The following is a 15,500-nucleotide window of genomic DNA, read 5'->3' as shown; positions in this document are numbered from 1 at the left end:
GATCGCTACGCTTCCCACCGTTTGATAACGACCGCCCCGCACTGCCCGAGGTCCGTAACGGTGATTTTGATCGCGTAGGGTTTGGTCACCGGGCGCGGGGCACCCGTGTGAACGGTAATCGGGCAGTCATCGTCCGGGACGGTGTGATTGAGCGTGCCGGGAAGTACCCCGTGTTGCAGTGCGAGCGCGCTGCACGCGAGCTCCATCGTTCCCGATGCGGCACCCATGTTTCCGAACCGGCTCAGCGGTGCGAACACGGGTACGTCCCGGTCGAACACCGCGGCGATTCCGCGCGCTTCAAAGCGATCGAGTTCGGGCACGCCGACACCGTGCGCGTTGACATGGTCGATGTCGCCGGGCTGGATTCCCGCGTTGGTGAGCGCGGCCCGGATGATACGGGCGAGTCCCGCGCCGGTCATTCCGCGGTCCACCCCGGACGCGAACCCGACAACTTCACCGAGGATCGGTACCCCGCGCTTTTGTGCGTGCGCGAGTTCTTCCAGGGTAAAGACCGCGGCCCCTTCGCCCAGGCAGGTACCGGAGGCATCGCGGTCGAACGGACGAACTGCACTTTCGGGGTGCTCGTACTCGCGTGTCAGCGGAGCGAACGTGTCCAATCGAGCGAGTGTGACCGGGGTGATTTTCGATTCGCACCCACCGGCCAGCATGACGTCCGCGGTCCCGCGCCGGATCACGTGAAGCGCTTCGCCCACAGCCGCGACCCCAGCGAGATCGCTGGGCGTGAGCGAGTTACTCGGCCCCTGCGCGTCGTGCATGATGGTCGCGTGACAGGCCGGCATATTCGGCAGGTACTTCAACATCCACATGGGGGGCATTTGGGGAACGCCCACCCGCCCCCAAGCGGCCATATCGACCGGTCGGCCGGGGCCAATCGAGCACGCGGTACTGAGTCCGGCCAGGTCGTCGATTTCGGTCTCGTTCATGACCGAGGCGAACACGACACCGAACCGCTCGGGCGGCACCGTGCCCTTTACCAGCCCGGCATTCTGAACCGCCAGTTGCGCGGCAACGACCCCGAGTTGAACCGGACGCGACATCGCGTTGAGCGACTTGCGGTAGCTCTTGTCGATAAGCGTTTTTGGCGAGAAATCCGGGATCTCCCCCGCGATTCGGCAGGAGAGAACGGACGGCTCGACCGCGCGGATGGTGCGGATACCGGACGCGCCGGCCCGGAGCGCGCCCCAGAAGGCGACGGGATCGGAGCCGATCGGACTGAGAACGCCTAGCCCGGTGATGACGGTTCGACGAGAGTGCGTGGCCATATCGATCGCGTGGGAACGGTCCTGCGGGTAAGTGGCCGTCATCGGGGCGTCGTCGGGGGCAGGCTCTTCTTCTGGAGCGCCCGGTTCCGAAGCTCCGCCTTATCGATCCCGAGTGTCGTCAGGATGGGCACGAGCACGTCCGAGTAGAACAGCGCTTCGTTGAAAATGTTCATGTTTTTCACGGCAGCGGTCCGGCGCGCGCTATCGGCGAGCAGGTGCGTGACCGGCATCGCGAACCCGTTGAGCACGCGCTTGAGTTGTTCGAGCGTGCCGGCGCGGTCGTCGGCGAGGTGCAACTTCATCACCTTGACATAGAAGTCGTAGTGTGCGCGCTCGTCGATGCTGATGAGCGAGAGGATCTTGTTCAGCGCCGGGTCGGTGTTGCCCAAGAGCAAACGCAAGTTGCGGTAGTGTAGCCAGGTGGCGAGCTCCTGGCACATCGTGTAGCAGGTCATCCCGCGCACGTCGTCTTGGGGCAACTGCCATTCGCCGACTACGGCCCAGTTCGCGACCTCTTCGAGCTGATTCTCGGTCCGCGCACCGGAGCGGAGGAGCCACTCCTGGAGCACGAGCGAGTGCTTCGACTCCTCGTACCCCCAGTTCGCCAGGAACCACGCGCGCCCGCGGACGGTGCGGGCCATCGGGAGCGCCTTGCCGACGAAGTCGGGCAGGAACAACTCGACCGCGCAGAATGATTCGACGACGTCGGCGATTTCCGGCGGCGTGTTCGGGTTGCACTGGTCCCAGGGGACGTCGGTTTCGAGTACCCACCGGCGCCGGCGCTCGGCGAGCTCGAAGAACTCGCGGTACAGTTTCCAGATCCCGGCGTTGAGTGCGGGGCCATCGGGAACGGTCACGGCCATAGTGCGTCGACCTCGCGCGGGACGATCCCGGAACCCCACAATGCGACCATTGTGCCGGTTCCCGCTCGAACTCGGAGCGGGCGGGAGATTTGCTCGTGGGTGAACTAAACTTATCGCCGCGTTCTGGTACGGACAACGGGCATTTGGGGCGCTGCGCTCGTAGTGGGTGCGTGGTATGAACCTACGATTTTGAAAATTCTCGCGCACCGCAAAATTTTACAGATCGACTCAACCGAAAGCGGACCGCTCTCCGCACTACGGAACCGTATCCTGACAGGAGTTCTTCACGGTACCGCAACCACGTTGCCGCAGACGATTTCACGGGTGCGCCATGAACATCCTCGTTACGGCCGGGAACACGCAGACGCCTGTGGACCGCGTGCGGTGCATCACGAACATCTTCTCCGGGCGCACCGGTGCCCAGGTCGCATCAAGTGCGTTCGAGCGCGGGCACACCGTGGCCCTGCTCACGTCGCACCCCGAGGTTCTCGATACGCTCGCGACCACGCGCGAGCGCACCGCACTGGCGCGTGCGCGCGTGCGCGCGTACCGCACGTTCGACGATCTCGACGCTCTGATGCGGGCCGAAATCACGACCGGCGGGTACGACGCGGTCATCCACGCGGCCGCAGTGAGCGACTACCACGTCGCGGGGGTGTTCACGCACCGGGACGGGCAGTTCGAGGACGCGACCGCCGGGAAGGTGAAGAGCTCACACCCCGAACTGTGGTTGAAACTCACGCCCGCGCCGAAGTTGATCGACAAGGTGCGCGCGGAGTGGGGGTTCGCCGGGAAGCTGGTGAAGTTCAAACTCGAAGTCGGCGTTTCGGCCGCGGAACTGGAGGAGATCGCGGAGCGCTCGCGGGTCCATTCGCGCGCCGACCTGATGGTCGCGAACACCCTGGAGGGCATGCGCGACTGGGCGCTCATCGGCGCCGGTTTGGGCGGGTATCAGCACATCGCGCGGACAGAACTCGCGGCCCACTTACTCGCGGCTGTAGAAGTGTTGCCACTTGCGACGAACCAGGAATGACCACCGCGCCTGGCCAACAGTCCGACACAGGGTGGACTCGGCGTGGCTGTGGCCCGGACGCGAGCTTCGAGCTGCCGCCGTGCTGGGTGCTGACCTTGTGGCACCATGCGCCCACCTGGATTAGGTCCGCAGTGGACGAGTGACTGACCGAATCTTTTCAATACGAAATCGAGCTGCTTGTGCATGGGAGCCGGCTTTCCATATTTTTAAGTGCTCAAGGGCGGTGCATTCAAACGTGCCGCCCTTGAGCACCCGTGAGGCGGAACGAGGACGGTAAAAAGTGCGAAAGCTGGGGCCTTGTTTGACAGTTGGCGTCAATGGTCGGCTACCCCCGGAAGAGTGAGGGCGGATCAAACCGGGCGCCGAGGGCGCCTTCGGCGGGTAAGCCGAGCCAGTGTTCCAATACTGCCGCGTACACGCGGCGAAAGTCGGTCGTCATTTTCGGCTCCCCGGCCACCAAATCCGTCAGGCTCGGCACGGTCCCGTGAACGCCTCCCTTTAATCCGGGACCGGCCAGGAACGCGCACCCCGCGGTTCCGTGGTCCGTACCGACCGACCCGTTCTCCTTAATCGTCCGCCCGAATTCGCTGAACGCCAGCAGCGCGACCCGGTCGGCGCATTTCGCCGCGGTCAGGTCCGCGAAGAACGCGGATACCGCGCCCGCGAACTCGGAGAGCAAAATGGAGTGCGCGTTCTCCTGCTGCGCGTGCGTGTCGTACCCGCTCTGGGTCGTGTAATAGACGCGGGCCGCCGAACCGGACTTGAGGAGCCGCGCGACGAGTTGCAGTTTCTGGCCCAGCGCGGTGGCGGGGTACGCGGCGTCGGACCTGTCGCGGGTCAGTTCGGCGATCTTTTCTGCGCTCGTGTTCGCGCTGGCCGCTTGCCGCTGAACAAAGGCGAGTAAATCATCGGCCAGAGTCGGCGCCCCAATGGCCGCTTTCGCTGTGGCGGGATCGGTGAGGAGCAGATCGTCCGCGCGCGTGAGTGCGACCGCGGCCGCGCGGCGCCCGCGAACCGCTTGGGGCGCGTCACCGGCCACGACACACGACTCCCCGCCGCCCGCATCAAGTGCGCGCCCGAGCCAGCCGTAGCTCGCGCGAATCTCCTCTTCCTCGAACCGCGCGGTGTGCCAGGTCGCCATGCTTTGGAAGTGCGATCGGTTGGGGTTCGGGTACCCGATCCCCGGTACGACCGCGAGGTGTCCGCCGTCCCAGAGTTTGTCGAGCGGCTTCAGCGCCTGGTGCAACCCAAGTGAATCGTTCAGTTTTACCAGTCGCTTCGTATCGTGCCTCAACTTGGTGCGGAGCTTGGCGTACTCTGGATCGGCGAACGGAACGACCGTGTTCAGTGCGTCGTTTCCGCCGTCGAGTTGTACGACGACGAGGGCGCGGGTGTCCGGCTTCGGCCCCGCGGCGCAAGCCGTCTTCGCAAGGAACGCGGGGACCGTCGGTGCGAGCGCCAGCAGCGGCGCGGACTTCAGTAACGAGCGGCGCGTGAGCATGGGAATCTCCTGGCGAATGGGGCCTATCCCAACTGGGCTTCGGGGGTCGAGAGCAGTGCGGTCACGAGTTTGCGGCCGTCGAGTTGAGCGAGACGAGTCGACATTTCGGCGGTCAGATCGGTGCCGAATAGTAACCGATGGTGGTACGTCAGCACGTCGGCGCGGGTGGCGCCGAGGCCCGCGGCTTTTGTCGCCGCGACAGGATCGTAGGCTGTTGTGCGCCCCGCGTTCGGCCCTTCGACGAGTGCCGCTGCGTAATTAGCACGAGCGATCAGCGTGCGCGAGGTGACCCACGCGCGCCCGCCCGGCCACCCGCCGACGTTCGGCGGGTCGAACAGATCCTGGCCCATTCGGGCGGACCAGTCGGCCATCGCGAGCGTGCTCGGGGCCGGATCAAACAGCCCCAGCGCCCGCGCGGTGCCCGCGACAAACTCGGCGGGTGCGGTGATCCGCGTGCGAATGTTCGCGTCGGCGAAGAAGAGCCGCGAGCGCAGGATCGCGCCACACGCCCAGTTCACATCTAAGTCGTGCTCGCGCAGCCCGTGCGCGAGCTCCTTCACCGCGTCGACCGGGCATGCCCCCTCACCGAAGAACGCCTTCACGAGCTTCGACGCGATGCGATCGGCCGTTGCGGGGTGCTTGAGCAATTGGTTCAGGAGGTCCGTGCCGGTCCATTTGCCGGTCGCGCCCAACACGGTCTTGGAATCATCGTCGTGGCGCGTTGCGTGTTCCGTGAATACGTCCGCGTCCACGCTCCAACCGGTGAGGCAGCGGGCCGCTTCCTTCACATCGGCTTCGGTGTAATTGCCGATGCCGAGTGTGAAGAGTTCCATCAACTCGCGTGCGAGGTTCTCGTTCGGGTGCCCCTTCCGGTTGGTCGGGGCGTCGAGGTACTCGAGCACGGCCGGGTCGCGCACGACGGCGTTCAGCAGGTCGGCGAACTTGGCGCGCCCGTGCGTGCGGAACAGCTCGTTCTGCCGGTGCATCGCGCGAGCGTTCCGCACCTTGGTGTTCCCGGTGGCGAAGTGATCGTGCCACACGAGCGCGAGCTGTTCGCCCACCGGGTCCGGACCGAACAGCATGCGATAGAACCACGCCGCCTTCAGTCGGTTGATGTCGCCGGCGCTGACCGCGGCGTCCGCCAGAACCTCCGCTGTGGACGCAAAATCATCAGGCGTGTGGCCGTTCGCTGCGCCCTTCAGCAGCCGGTTGACGCCCGCTTCCGGGCCGGCCTTCAGATCGCGCTGGAGGTCGTCCCAGGGCGCGGCGAACGCGGCCCGCCGGTGCAGGTGAACCACCCGGCGCAAGTCCCACGGGGCCTTCGCGTCCGGCGCATATGCTTCCCAGTGCTGAGTGGGCATGACAAGCTCCTCTCTTTTGTAACCAGGCATTACGGCCGTTCGTCGCGTACCACAATGTCCCCGAGGTCCGTTGTGCCGGCTTTAGGGATCACGTCTGGTACGATCGCGCGTTCGTTTTTGGGGCCGCTCGCGACCCACCTGTATGCCAGCCCGGGAATCAGACTGGGGATGCGAAACCGTCCGTCCGGGCCTGTTGAAATGCCGTGCCCGCCAGGATGACAGAGCGGCGACGAGCCGAGCTTGATGTCGGTCTGTTCCGTCACCTCGTAGGACATGTTCATCCGGCCCGCTACGGGCTTCCCGTTCGCACCAACGAGCCGCCCGGTCACTTCTCCCCACGGCTCCAATCGCACCTCGAGTGGTTCTTTCGTTCCGCCGACCGCCACCGCGGACCCAGCAAGTTTCCGTTCGGTGTGAACGAACATCACTCGTCGCCTCTGTCCGGGGCGCAGGGCCGTTACTGTGAACGTTGCTTCGGCCGCGGCAGACCAACTTCCACCGCGTGAAGTGAGGTTCCGAAGGCCGAAGCTCTCGGCTCCCGTAACGAGTTTCTCGTCGGCATCAAGCAGGCGCCCTGTGACGATCATCCCGCGATCCAGTTCGAGCGTGAAGTGAAACTCCTTGGCACCCGCGGGTACGTCGATCGCGGTGAGCGTGTTCCACTCGTGCAGGTGCATGTTGGACCAATAGACGAGTCCAATCAGTTGGTCCTTGTGGCGGTATTTCTCGAACGCTTCTACGCCGATGCCATTCAGGTATTCTCCGCTCTGTAGCCAATTGACCCGAGCTGCCAGTAATCCCTTCCCGGGAAACACGACCACGCGGAACTCGGATTCGCACGATCCGACGTGCGGGACGTCGGACCACGAGTCAGTTAACCAGACATTCGACCCGGCGTTGACGTTCGACACCGCACTAACGTTCGGGTTCTCTCCCCCAAAAACACCGTAGCGGATACTCGCCTTGATCGGTTCACGGGTCACTTTGTCGATGATTTTTACGGTTGCCGGGATGCCGCGAGCGAGCCTAATGTCGAACGCGGATCGCGCCGCCCCGTCCGGTACGGTGACAAGAACGCGGTGGTACGGCGTACCGGTCGGCGGTACGACAATAACGCTGAGCCCTTGTTTACCCTGAGGGAGGCCCGGTAGTGTGAATCGCCCGGCTCGGTCCGCGACCGCTTTCAGCCCCATGATGACCGAGTTACGTTGCACCAGGTGATCGACCCACAGTACCGCTCCGGGAACCGGTTTGCCGGTCGCATTGTCGAGAACCCGGCCGGTCGTGACCGGTACCGGCGCGGCCACCACGACGGGTTCGGACCCGTGAATCACCTCGCCCTCGTTGTAACTCGGCCCCCGAGTCGTGAACCGCTCGACCTTCCGCGTAACAACGTTGATTTCGTGCGTCGCGATGGCCGGCCCCGTGACTCGCAGGTGCGCGATACGGTCACGGCCCAGTCCCCGGATCTCGAACTTCCCGTCACGATCGGATGTGGCCGGGGCAATGAGCCCGGCGAAAGCGCTGGTGTAATCTCCCAGATTTTCGATCGGGGCGAACTGTTCATTCTTCGGGTTGTGTGTGGATTCGAGCCAGCGATCGAGCGTTTTGTCTTCCCTTGGCTTGGTGGCCACGGTGACGGACACGCGGACCCCGGCGACCGGCTTGCCCTCCAGGTTCACCACCTTACCGCGAATCGGTTCGTCGGGCATCAGTCGGAGCGTAAGAGCGGGTACCGGGCGAACAAGCACCGACTCCCAAGCGATCCCGTGCCCGGGGGCAGTTGCGAGGACCGTGTACCTGTTCTCGTCGAGCGGGAACGCAAACGTGCCGTCCGCGTTCGTGGCCGCTTGCGGTGCTGGTACCATCTCGTTCGGGGCTTGAAGGAACAACTTGGCACCCGGCACGGGCTTGTCGTCCGGTCCGAGTACCACTCCCTTGACCTCGACCCGATCGGTTTTGAGCTTCGCACTAATAGGAGTGGGGAGGGCGTCCGGCTTTTCTGTCACGGGCGGCACCGGTTCCGGTGAGTGGCTTGCCGCGTGTGTGGAACTGAGTGCTCCCAGGCCCACACCAATCGCGGCAAAGCCGATGACCGCGAGGGCCAATACCGTTTTGCCGAGACCGCTCCCGGTCGCCGCCTTTGCCAGTTCCCCCACGACGATTGGGGGAGAACCGAACGCGCTGGTAAGAATGGAACTCACCAGATGGGGCGGAACGGCCCCCGCCGGTGAGGTAACCGCGAGCGCCAGGAGCCCCGCGCCGAGCGCGCAGCCGCTCTTTGTTAGTGACTCGTGTAGCCGCTTCCGCGCGCGATCGATGCGCGTGTGAAGTGTGGCCAACGGAACCCCGAGGCGCGCGGCCGCTTCGTCGCGCGTTAGGCCTTCGAGGTAGCACAGTACGAGCGGTTCGCGGTACCGGGCCGGGAGCGCATCAAGGGCGGTATCGAGCGCCGCGAGTAGTTCGCGGCCGGTCAAACGATCGACCGATTCAACGGACTCGGGCACCGCGGCGCCGACCTCCCGCTTCGATCGGCGGGCGGTGGCGACCCGGGCGTTACTCGCGACCCGGCGCGCGGTCGTGTAAAGCCAGTTCGCGATCGATTCGTCCCACTTCCCTCGACCCGCTTGACCCGCCAGAACCAGGAACGTGGCCTGGCACGCATCTTCCGCGTCTTGCAATGTGGGTAAAGCGCGCCGGCACACCCCGAGCACCATTCCTGTGTGTCGGTTCACGAGTGCCTCGAACGCCGACTGATCGTTGTTACGAGCGAACCACTGTAGTAATTCGCGATCGGTCGCAGACTGGCTCTGTGGCGCGACCGACCGGACCACTTTTCGCAGTGCAACGGACCGGTTACCGGACATGATGGACCTCCCACTCACGGTTTCTTCGTGAAGGTCATGTGCGCCGACCAAATTTTGTCTTCACGCAAGTGAGTTCCGTGCGCCGGGTCGTATAGCCGGCACGCGGAAGTGGGAGGACGATTCACTTCTTGGGTTTCAGATCACCCAGATCGGTCGTTTCGCCGGGCTTCACGGTCAAGTTGGCCCGCTCGTGGAGGAGTTCGCCGTCCTTCTTTTCCGGGTGGAACCCGGCGACGAGTCGGTACTGCTGGCCGGGCAGGAGCCCCTCGAGCTTGAACCGACCGTTCTTGTCGGTCTTGGTCTCGCGCCCCGTGAACCGCTGCCACGCGCCGGCATCGATTCCGAGCGCGCCGCGGTCCGCGAACACTTCGTCGGGCAAGTTGTCGTACTTCGCGCGGGCGAGAACGAGCCATACGCGGACATCGGCCCCGGCCCCAGGCGCCCCGTCCGCGTCGAACACGCGCCCGGAGACCGAACCGAGTTTCTCCAGCGCGACAGTGACAGGCGTTTCGGCGTCACCGGACACGGTCGCGACCGCGCCGACCGTCTGCGCTTCATCGAGAAAGACCACGGCTCGCGTGCGCGACGGTGAGAGACCGGCGATCTTGAACGTGTCCCCCGTCACCCGCTTCGCTTCAGCGCTCTCCGTGTGTCCGACCGCGAGCAGCTTGTTGGGCAATTTCCCGTCGATTCCCTGAACCACGAGCGGGCGCGATTTGCCGGACGTCAGTGCGAAATCGCGCGTCAGCGTCTTCGGTTCTTTCGGATCGATGTTCACCGCGACCACCGCGTGCAGCGCGTCGCCCGGGAACGAATCGACTTTGTGCTTGGCCAGCTCGACCTGGGCGTTGAGGCGCTGGAAGGCGTCTTCGGGGCTGGCGCACACGCCGATCGCACCTTCGCCGGGGAGGACGAGTAACTTGTACCGGCCGTCGTGGTTCAGTTGGTGCCAGCCACTGATACTGACGCTGATTCGTGTGTCAGTGAGTTCCAGGTACTCCTTAGCGTGCGGGTTGTCGTGCGCCCAGGAGTAGAACATCGACCCTTTGACTGGTTTACCGGCCGCGTCGAGCACGCGCCCGATCGCGACCACTCCGCGCTGGACTTTCATGTCCGCGGAGATGTCACCCAGCCCCGGTGGGTCTTCGATCACCAGATTCGTGTCGAAGTACGGGGCCGCGCCCAGCGACCCGGTGCCGAGCATGTACCGGATCTCCTTTCTCACACCCACGAGCCGGAACCGGCCGTCCTTGTCGGTCGCGGTCTCGCAGATGTTCGCGATCAGTTCGGCGACCTTCATACCGGGCACACCGGCGCCGGTCTTCGCGTCGCGGATCGTCCCCACGATCGGGCGCGCCGGACCGATGCGCAACGTGAACTTCGACCCGTGCAGGCCGAACGGCCCGTGCTGTTCGAGTTTCGGTTCGAGGGTCCGTGTGACGACGCGCACCTGGAGGTGTTCGGTCGTTTCGCCGCGCGTGGTGATCCGCGCCGCGCGGTCCTTCCCGATACCGGTGATCTTGAATTTCCCGCTCTTATCCGTCACGACCTGCTTCGGCAGCCCGACGGCTTCGGCCGGGATCGAGTCCAGATCGAACAGCGACGTGAGCCCTCGTGAGCGCTGTTCCTGGTTCACCCGGACGAAATCGTCGAGCGTTTTGTCCGGCTTCGGGCGGCCAATGCGCTCGATCGCGACCGGGAGGTTCGCAACGGGGAGCCCTTCCAGGTCGGTCACGCGCCCCTCCAGGGCCACCGCGTCTTCCTGGAGCGTGAGTTCACTCCGCATAGCGCCCGAGGGCGATGTTTTAGACGACAACTCGGCCCAATCCGGTGCGAATCCCGGCGCGAATGCAACCGCGACGACCTTCTCAAAGGACTGCGGGACCGTTAGCTCGGCTCGCCCGTTTGCGTCCGTCGTTCCCGTAGCTTGCTGCTTTCTTTCGGCCCAGACGCTCACGCTCGCGCCGGTCGCGGGTTTGCCGTCCGGCTTTTTGACAGTCACGGTTACGACCATCGGCTGCGGCTCGTTGCCTTTCACGTCCGCAGGAACCGGTTTCGCATCGGGTTTCGCGGCCGGAGCCGGTTGTGGGGCCTTGTCTTTCTCGTCGAGTTCAGGTGATTTCGCACTGCTCGCGGCCAGAACGCACACCACCGCAACCAGGCCGATTACGCCCGCGATTGTGTTCGTCAGTTTCGACAAGAGCGAAGAAGCGGTTACCTCCCGCGCGAGCCCGAGTGCCCGAGGGCGCGCTGACCCGCGCACGGCGTCCAGTACCGCCGCCACCGCGGAAGGGGTACTCGCACCCGCGGGGGCACCGGCGGCTGCGGCCAGTAGTCCGACCGAGAGCGCGACCCCGCGGCGGGCGAGCCGCGTGCGGAGCATCTCGCGCCCGCGCTCCAATCGTCCCTTCACCGTGCCGATCGTGACCTTGAGGGCCGCCGCTGCTTCGTCGCGCGTTTTGTCTTCCAAGTAGCAGAGCAACAGGGGAAGCCGGTAGCGGTCCGGGAGCTTGTCGAGTTCGGCGTGGAGCAGCACGCACGCTTCGCGCCACGAGAGGTCCGGCGCGGCTCCCGGGGCGCGTGCCTTCGCGTCCTTTTCTTTGCGGGTGCGGGCGTGCCCCGCGTCGCGCGCCTTAACCGCGACGCGGTGCGCGACGCCGTACAGCCACGGACCCAACCCGGCGCGCCAGTCGATGGCCTTCGCGCGCCGCACGAGCACGAGGAACGTGGCCTGGAACGCATCGTCCGCGTCGTGTGCGTCCGGGAGCACTTTCGTGATGGCCGAGCGCACGAGCCGGTCGTGCCGGCGAACGAGCGCCTCGAACGCTTCCTCGTCGTGCGCGTCGAGGAAGCGTTCGAGCAGGTCGCGGTCGGTCGCGTCGGTTCCCGTCGAATCCGGTTGTTTCCGGAGCCGGGACGCGATCTGAGTGAGCGTGTGGGTAGGCACCGTTCGTCCTCCGTCGGGAGCGTTATTGACACATATTCCCGTTTGACGCTCCCGCGGCACGCGAACTTTTTTTAGGGCGGGCTACTGGTCGTTGCTCGGTAGAAATTTTGGCTCACGAGGCGTCGAGGTGGGCCGTGGCAGCCCAAGCAGAGTGCGGACCACGCCGGCCACGCCGACCTTGTTGTGTGCCCGCGCCACTCATCCGTGTAAACGGTCGCTCCAGAGTTGGCGTGTGCCGTCACGAACGCGGTTAAGGTCTCCGGGGCCGTTCGTTCGACCTCCGGAGCCACTGCTCCGGTGCACCGACTCACCACCCCGACTACGGGTGGGCGGTCGTTGGCGACGTTCCCGTGCCCCCGTTACTTGTTCGCCCGGTGCCGGGGTTCGCTCTTGGCCGAGCAATTCGGACAATTTATCGGTCGTGGTCCGGGGTGGGATCGGGTGTGTCGGGGTGGAGCGCCTCGGTGCCCCGTGTGGCGAACCCCTTGAGGGGCCGCCCGGACCGTGCGCGGGTGACGGCCCAAGTGACCGGCGATCTTGGGAGCCGACCACCCGGCTGCCGACATCAGGGCTATCTCCAGGCGGTCCCGGGTCACCGCACGAAGTAACGGAGTGCGGGGCTTCTGTAACGCCCTTTTGAATGCCCGCTGTATTTTCTCCAGCGGCGGCGTTAAACTGCCCCGTGTTTCTATATTCGTAAGGGGGGTTCCCGATGAGTAGTCCGTTGTTCCCGCCGAACCGTCGATCATTTCTTGCGTCCGCCACGATCGCGGCGACCACTCCGTTCTGGACCGTGCGCGGCGCGTTTGCCGAGGAACTGACCCGCACCCCCGCCCAAACCGAGGGGCCATTTTACCCGAACAAATTACCACTCGACACCGACAACGACCTCCTCATCATAAACGACGGGATTACGCCGGCGGTCGGCGACATCGCGCACCTGACCGGCAAGGTGCTCGATGCGCGAGGGAACCCGCTGAAGAACGCGGTAGTGGAGATCTGGCAGTGCGACGCCAAAGGGGTGTACCTGCACACCGGCGACAGCGCGGAGAAAAAGGACCAGCAGGACAAGAACTTCCAGGGCTTCGGGCGGTTCGTGACGGGCAAGACGGGTGAGTACTACTTCCGCACCATCAAACCAGTTCCGTACCCCGGACGCACGCCGCACATTCACTTCAAGATCAAACAGGGGAAAAAGGAACTGCTGACCACACAACTGTATGTGAAGGGTGATCCGGGTAACGAGAAGGACGGCATCTGGAAGAGCGTGCGCAACGAGAAGCAGCGCGACGCGATCACGGTGGACTTCGAGAAAGTGAAGGGGTCGAAGACCGGCGAACTGGCCGCGAACTTCGTCATCATCCTGGGCGTCACACCCGCCGAGTGACACGTACTCGTTTCGGTATTTCTGGAGCCGGCCGCGCACAACGAATTTCAGTCGCGTGGGAAGTGAAGTTGCATTGTTCATGGGATCCGTGAGATTTAGCGATTCTCCCGGAATGCCATTCAGTGAAGGTGTACGTTGTTGGCCCCGTATGCGTCTGCGGAATTCGGCTCTGGGGCAGATGTGTAGGGATACTTCTTCGCTCGACGCCTCTGACACCATTGCTCGGGTCGCACGGGGTTGATGACTAATCTGGGTAACGGGGTGCCGGGCGGCGCGGACGAGAGCCACCGCAGTGCGCCCGCGAAGCTGATCCGCTCCGGGCTCACGCCCTGACGGTGCCCGGGCTCGCACATCACCACGCGGGCCAAGTTGTACGCGATGGCGAACTCCTGCAACACACCCGCTTTCGTTGCACACGTCAGTTATTCATTCTGAATATTGCCTTTATGATTGATCGTTTTCGACGCCCCGCCGCGCGGTGCAACTCGGCCCGCGCACCGTCACCAGCCTGCTCGACTGGTACGACGAGTTGCTCGCCGCGCCGCGGCCATCTCGATCGACATGCGAACCGACTCGAGTGGCACGGCCGCAGTGATTTGCGAACTGCTCGCGGCCCCCGGTTGGCGGAAGGCCCTGGGCACGCGGGCGGCACAAGTCCCCGCGGTCCACTCGCGCGAACGGTTCTTCGGCGCGCTCGGTGCGGTGTGGGAGCTTCACACGTTCGCGCCGCGTAAGGCCCGTTTCCTGGCGGTGAGTTGCTACAATCTCGACGTTTTTTGCCCCTCGCGGCTAACATTCGCCTCCGTTTTTGCCGCCTTTTGTGGCCGTGCTTCGCGATAAACGCCTGGAAATTCCAATACCAAAGCGTTCCATGCTAACATTTGCTCACGTTTTCGGAAAGCCGCCCACTCGTTGCCCCTGAATACCTCGCGCCGAATGAAGAATCGGCACCACTCAGGCGGTCATATCCAGTCCGTGAGGCCGAACCCGTCCAGCGGGTGGGCACACACCGGACAATCCACTTCGCGGTACCGGCCATCGGGAGCCCGCAAATCTGCTACCGTCACCATCCGCCCGATCTGTCCGCAGTGGTCGCACGGGAGCTGGCCGAGGTTCGCGATACCACCGGCATGCTCCCCGGCCTGACGCAATTCCCCCTCCACAGCGAACTCAGAGGTCTCGGCCGGGTCGCCCCATGCGTCGAGAATAGTCACGGTCCGCATCCCTCGAACCGGACCCGGGAAGGCGGTCACCTGGCAGGTACCGTCGCGCGCGGTCAGTCGGTGCATGGTGCCGCACGTCCCGCACGCGACCCAAACGTCCTCCTGAATGACGGTCCCGTCCTCTCTCCAGGCGGTTCCCCCGCCGACTTCGAGGATGAGTGGGCAGTGGTCACACCGGTACAAGTATGTTCCACCTGGCACGACCCGTCCTCCCGTGTGCGATGGTTCCTAACGGCTCCTGCTCAATGAAGAAATGATACCGACGCCCTGCTCACAGTGCTGCAACAGCGCTCTCAAGCGATTGAACCGGTTCAGACCACGATGTCACCTGGCTGGATGGTGAACGACTCGTACTCCTTCGAGCTACCGAACACCCGCAGTGTATCTCCGCTCTCGAATCGCACGGCGATGGAAGTTGGCGGGGCAACTTGTGTTTGCGTGACGCGCAGTCCCAGCAGTCGATGGAGCTGAAAAGCCCGGGTTCGGGGGGCAGGCTCGCTCCGGTCCAATACCGAACCGTCCGCCCCCAAAAGCTCCCATTTGCCATCCACATTGATAGCCCCGACCGGGTGAAAGATGAACTGCACCTGATGCACGCCCAAGCGAACCTGAATCAACTCGGAGCCGTGAAGAAAGTTCAGGTCTACCTCACTGGGGACGCCATACATCGTTTTCACCTCCACCACTTTCGCACTTGGCGGAAACTGTTTAGCGCACTGATCGGCTCACACCGGTCGCTCGCCAATCTCTTGGAATGCGGTCGCTCCGGCGCACGGTCGACGCGAGCCGACTGGTGAACCTACACCGTGCCGGCGCGTGTCCCCCGTTCTGAAACCGCCACCCGCACGGTGCGGACGTTACTTCACCAGCCGACTCGCGCCGACCGTGTACCCAGGAACAGATATCCCGCATTTTACGCGATCGATTCAGTGCCTACAATAATATAAGTGGATTTTTATCCACATTGAAAATTACACCCGCGTGACGCGAGGGACTGTCGCGGCTACAATCGTTGGCATCCCTTGAGGGTCCGAC

General features: G+C 64.3%; 11 protein-coding genes. 2 read left to right on the top strand and 9 right to left on the bottom strand.

Annotated features, from left to right (window positions below):
* Positions 1 to 5: 5 nt before the first annotated feature.
* Together VT84_RS28380 and VT84_RS28375 are read right to left on the bottom strand one after the other, a co-directional pair.
* Positions 6 to 1,325, bottom strand: coding sequence for a beta-ketoacyl-[acyl-carrier-protein] synthase family protein (locus tag VT84_RS28380; protein WP_082841866.1), 1,320 nt, complete (start codon positions 1,323 to 1,325; stop codon positions 6 to 8).
* Positions 1,322 to 2,146, bottom strand: coding sequence for an acyl-ACP desaturase (locus VT84_RS28375; RefSeq protein WP_052556152.1), 825 nt, complete (start codon positions 2,144 to 2,146; stop codon positions 1,322 to 1,324). Before VT84_RS28375 ends, VT84_RS28380 begins: the two co-directional genes overlap by 4 nt.
* 331 nt (positions 2,147 to 2,477) lie before the next feature.
* Here VT84_RS28375 and VT84_RS28370 point away from each other — a divergent pair, with 331 nt between their 5' ends.
* A complete protein-coding gene (locus tag VT84_RS28370) occupies positions 2,478 to 3,179 on the top strand; it encodes a phosphopantothenoylcysteine decarboxylase (RefSeq protein ID WP_082841865.1) in 702 nt (233 codons plus the stop codon).
* A gap of 325 nt (positions 3,180 to 3,504) precedes the next feature.
* On the opposite strand, the gene VT84_RS28365 is transcribed toward VT84_RS28370, so the two are convergent.
* The 5 genes from VT84_RS28365 to VT84_RS42485 all read right to left on the bottom strand — a co-directional run bounded on the left by VT84_RS28365 (position 3,505) and on the right by VT84_RS42485 (position 12,604).
* Complete coding sequence (locus VT84_RS28365; RefSeq protein ID WP_204249657.1) at positions 3,505 to 4,680, bottom strand: DUF1501 domain-containing protein; 1,176 nt, start codon at positions 4,678 to 4,680, stop codon at positions 3,505 to 3,507.
* A gap of 23 nt (positions 4,681 to 4,703) precedes the next feature.
* Positions 4,704 to 6,041, bottom strand: a complete 1,338-nt coding sequence (locus VT84_RS28360) for a DUF1800 family protein (RefSeq protein WP_204249656.1) — start codon at positions 6,039 to 6,041, stop codon at positions 4,704 to 4,706.
* Positions 6,042 to 6,070: 29 nt separating this feature from the next.
* Positions 6,071 to 8,908 carry a sigma-70 family RNA polymerase sigma factor gene (locus VT84_RS28355; RefSeq protein WP_052556144.1) on the bottom strand — a complete coding sequence of 946 codons (2,838 nt, stop codon included), beginning with the start codon at positions 8,906 to 8,908 and terminating at the stop codon, positions 6,071 to 6,073.
* Positions 8,909 to 9,029: 121 nt separating this feature from the next.
* Positions 9,030 to 11,855: a sigma-70 family RNA polymerase sigma factor gene (locus VT84_RS28350; RefSeq protein WP_162271875.1), complete on the bottom strand. Its 2,826-nt coding sequence runs from the start codon at positions 11,853 to 11,855 to the stop codon at positions 9,030 to 9,032.
* A gap of 359 nt (positions 11,856 to 12,214) precedes the next feature.
* Positions 12,215 to 12,604, bottom strand: a complete 390-nt coding sequence (locus tag VT84_RS42485) for a helix-turn-helix domain-containing protein (RefSeq protein ID WP_082841862.1) — start codon at positions 12,602 to 12,604, stop codon at positions 12,215 to 12,217.
* Here VT84_RS42485 and VT84_RS28340 point away from each other — a divergent pair.
* Entirely contained in the window at positions 12,568 to 13,242 is a 675-nt protein-coding gene (locus VT84_RS28340) for a protocatechuate 3,4-dioxygenase (protein WP_052556140.1), read from the top strand. The two genes, VT84_RS42485 and VT84_RS28340, sit on opposite strands and share 37 nt — an antisense overlap.
* Before the next feature lie 962 nt (positions 13,243 to 14,204).
* On the opposite strand, the gene VT84_RS28325 is transcribed toward VT84_RS28340, so the two are convergent.
* Entirely contained in the window at positions 14,205 to 14,666 is a 462-nt protein-coding gene (locus VT84_RS28325) for a hypothetical protein (protein ID WP_052556131.1), read from the bottom strand.
* Positions 14,667 to 14,776: 110 nt separating this feature from the next.
* Positions 14,777 to 15,133 (bottom strand): hypothetical protein, encoded by a 357-nt coding sequence (locus tag VT84_RS28320; RefSeq protein ID WP_157469899.1) that lies wholly within the window; start codon positions 15,131 to 15,133, stop codon positions 14,777 to 14,779.
* Positions 15,134 to 15,500 lie beyond the last annotated feature (367 nt).

The organism is Gemmata sp. SH-PL17, from assembly GCF_001610855.1.
Classification (GTDB): domain Bacteria; phylum Planctomycetota; class Planctomycetia; order Gemmatales; family Gemmataceae; genus Gemmata; species Gemmata massiliana.
The sequence above is the reverse complement of the archived record's forward strand: the minus strand, read 5'-3'. Positions and strand labels throughout refer to the sequence as shown.

Excerpts from the sequence above, each read along its gene's own strand:
- VT84_RS28380 (WP_082841866.1), bottom strand. The coding sequence starts at position 1,325 with ATGACGGCCACTTACCCGCAGGACCGTTCCCACGCGATCGATATGGCC.
- VT84_RS28375 (WP_052556152.1), bottom strand. The coding sequence starts at position 2,146 with ATGGCCGTGACCGTTCCCGATGGCCCCGCACTCAACGCCGGGATCTGG.
- VT84_RS28370 (WP_082841865.1), top strand. The coding sequence starts at position 2,478 with ATGAACATCCTCGTTACGGCCGGGAACACGCAGACGCCTGTGGACCGC.
- VT84_RS28365 (WP_204249657.1), bottom strand. The coding sequence starts at position 4,680 with ATGCTCACGCGCCGCTCGTTACTGAAGTCCGCGCCGCTGCTGGCGCTC.
- VT84_RS28360 (WP_204249656.1), bottom strand. The coding sequence starts at position 6,041 with ATGCCCACTCAGCACTGGGAAGCATATGCGCCGGACGCGAAGGCCCCG.
- VT84_RS28355 (WP_052556144.1), bottom strand. The coding sequence starts at position 8,908 with ATGTCCGGTAACCGGTCCGTTGCACTGCGAAAAGTGGTCCGGTCGGTC.
- VT84_RS28340 (WP_052556140.1), top strand. The coding sequence starts at position 12,568 with ATGAGTAGTCCGTTGTTCCCGCCGAACCGTCGATCATTTCTTGCGTCC.
- VT84_RS42485 (WP_082841862.1), bottom strand. The coding sequence starts at position 12,604 with ATGATCGACGGTTCGGCGGGAACAACGGACTACTCATCGGGAACCCCC.
- VT84_RS28320 (WP_157469899.1), bottom strand. The coding sequence starts at position 15,133 with ATGTATGGCGTCCCCAGTGAGGTAGACCTGAACTTTCTTCACGGCTCC.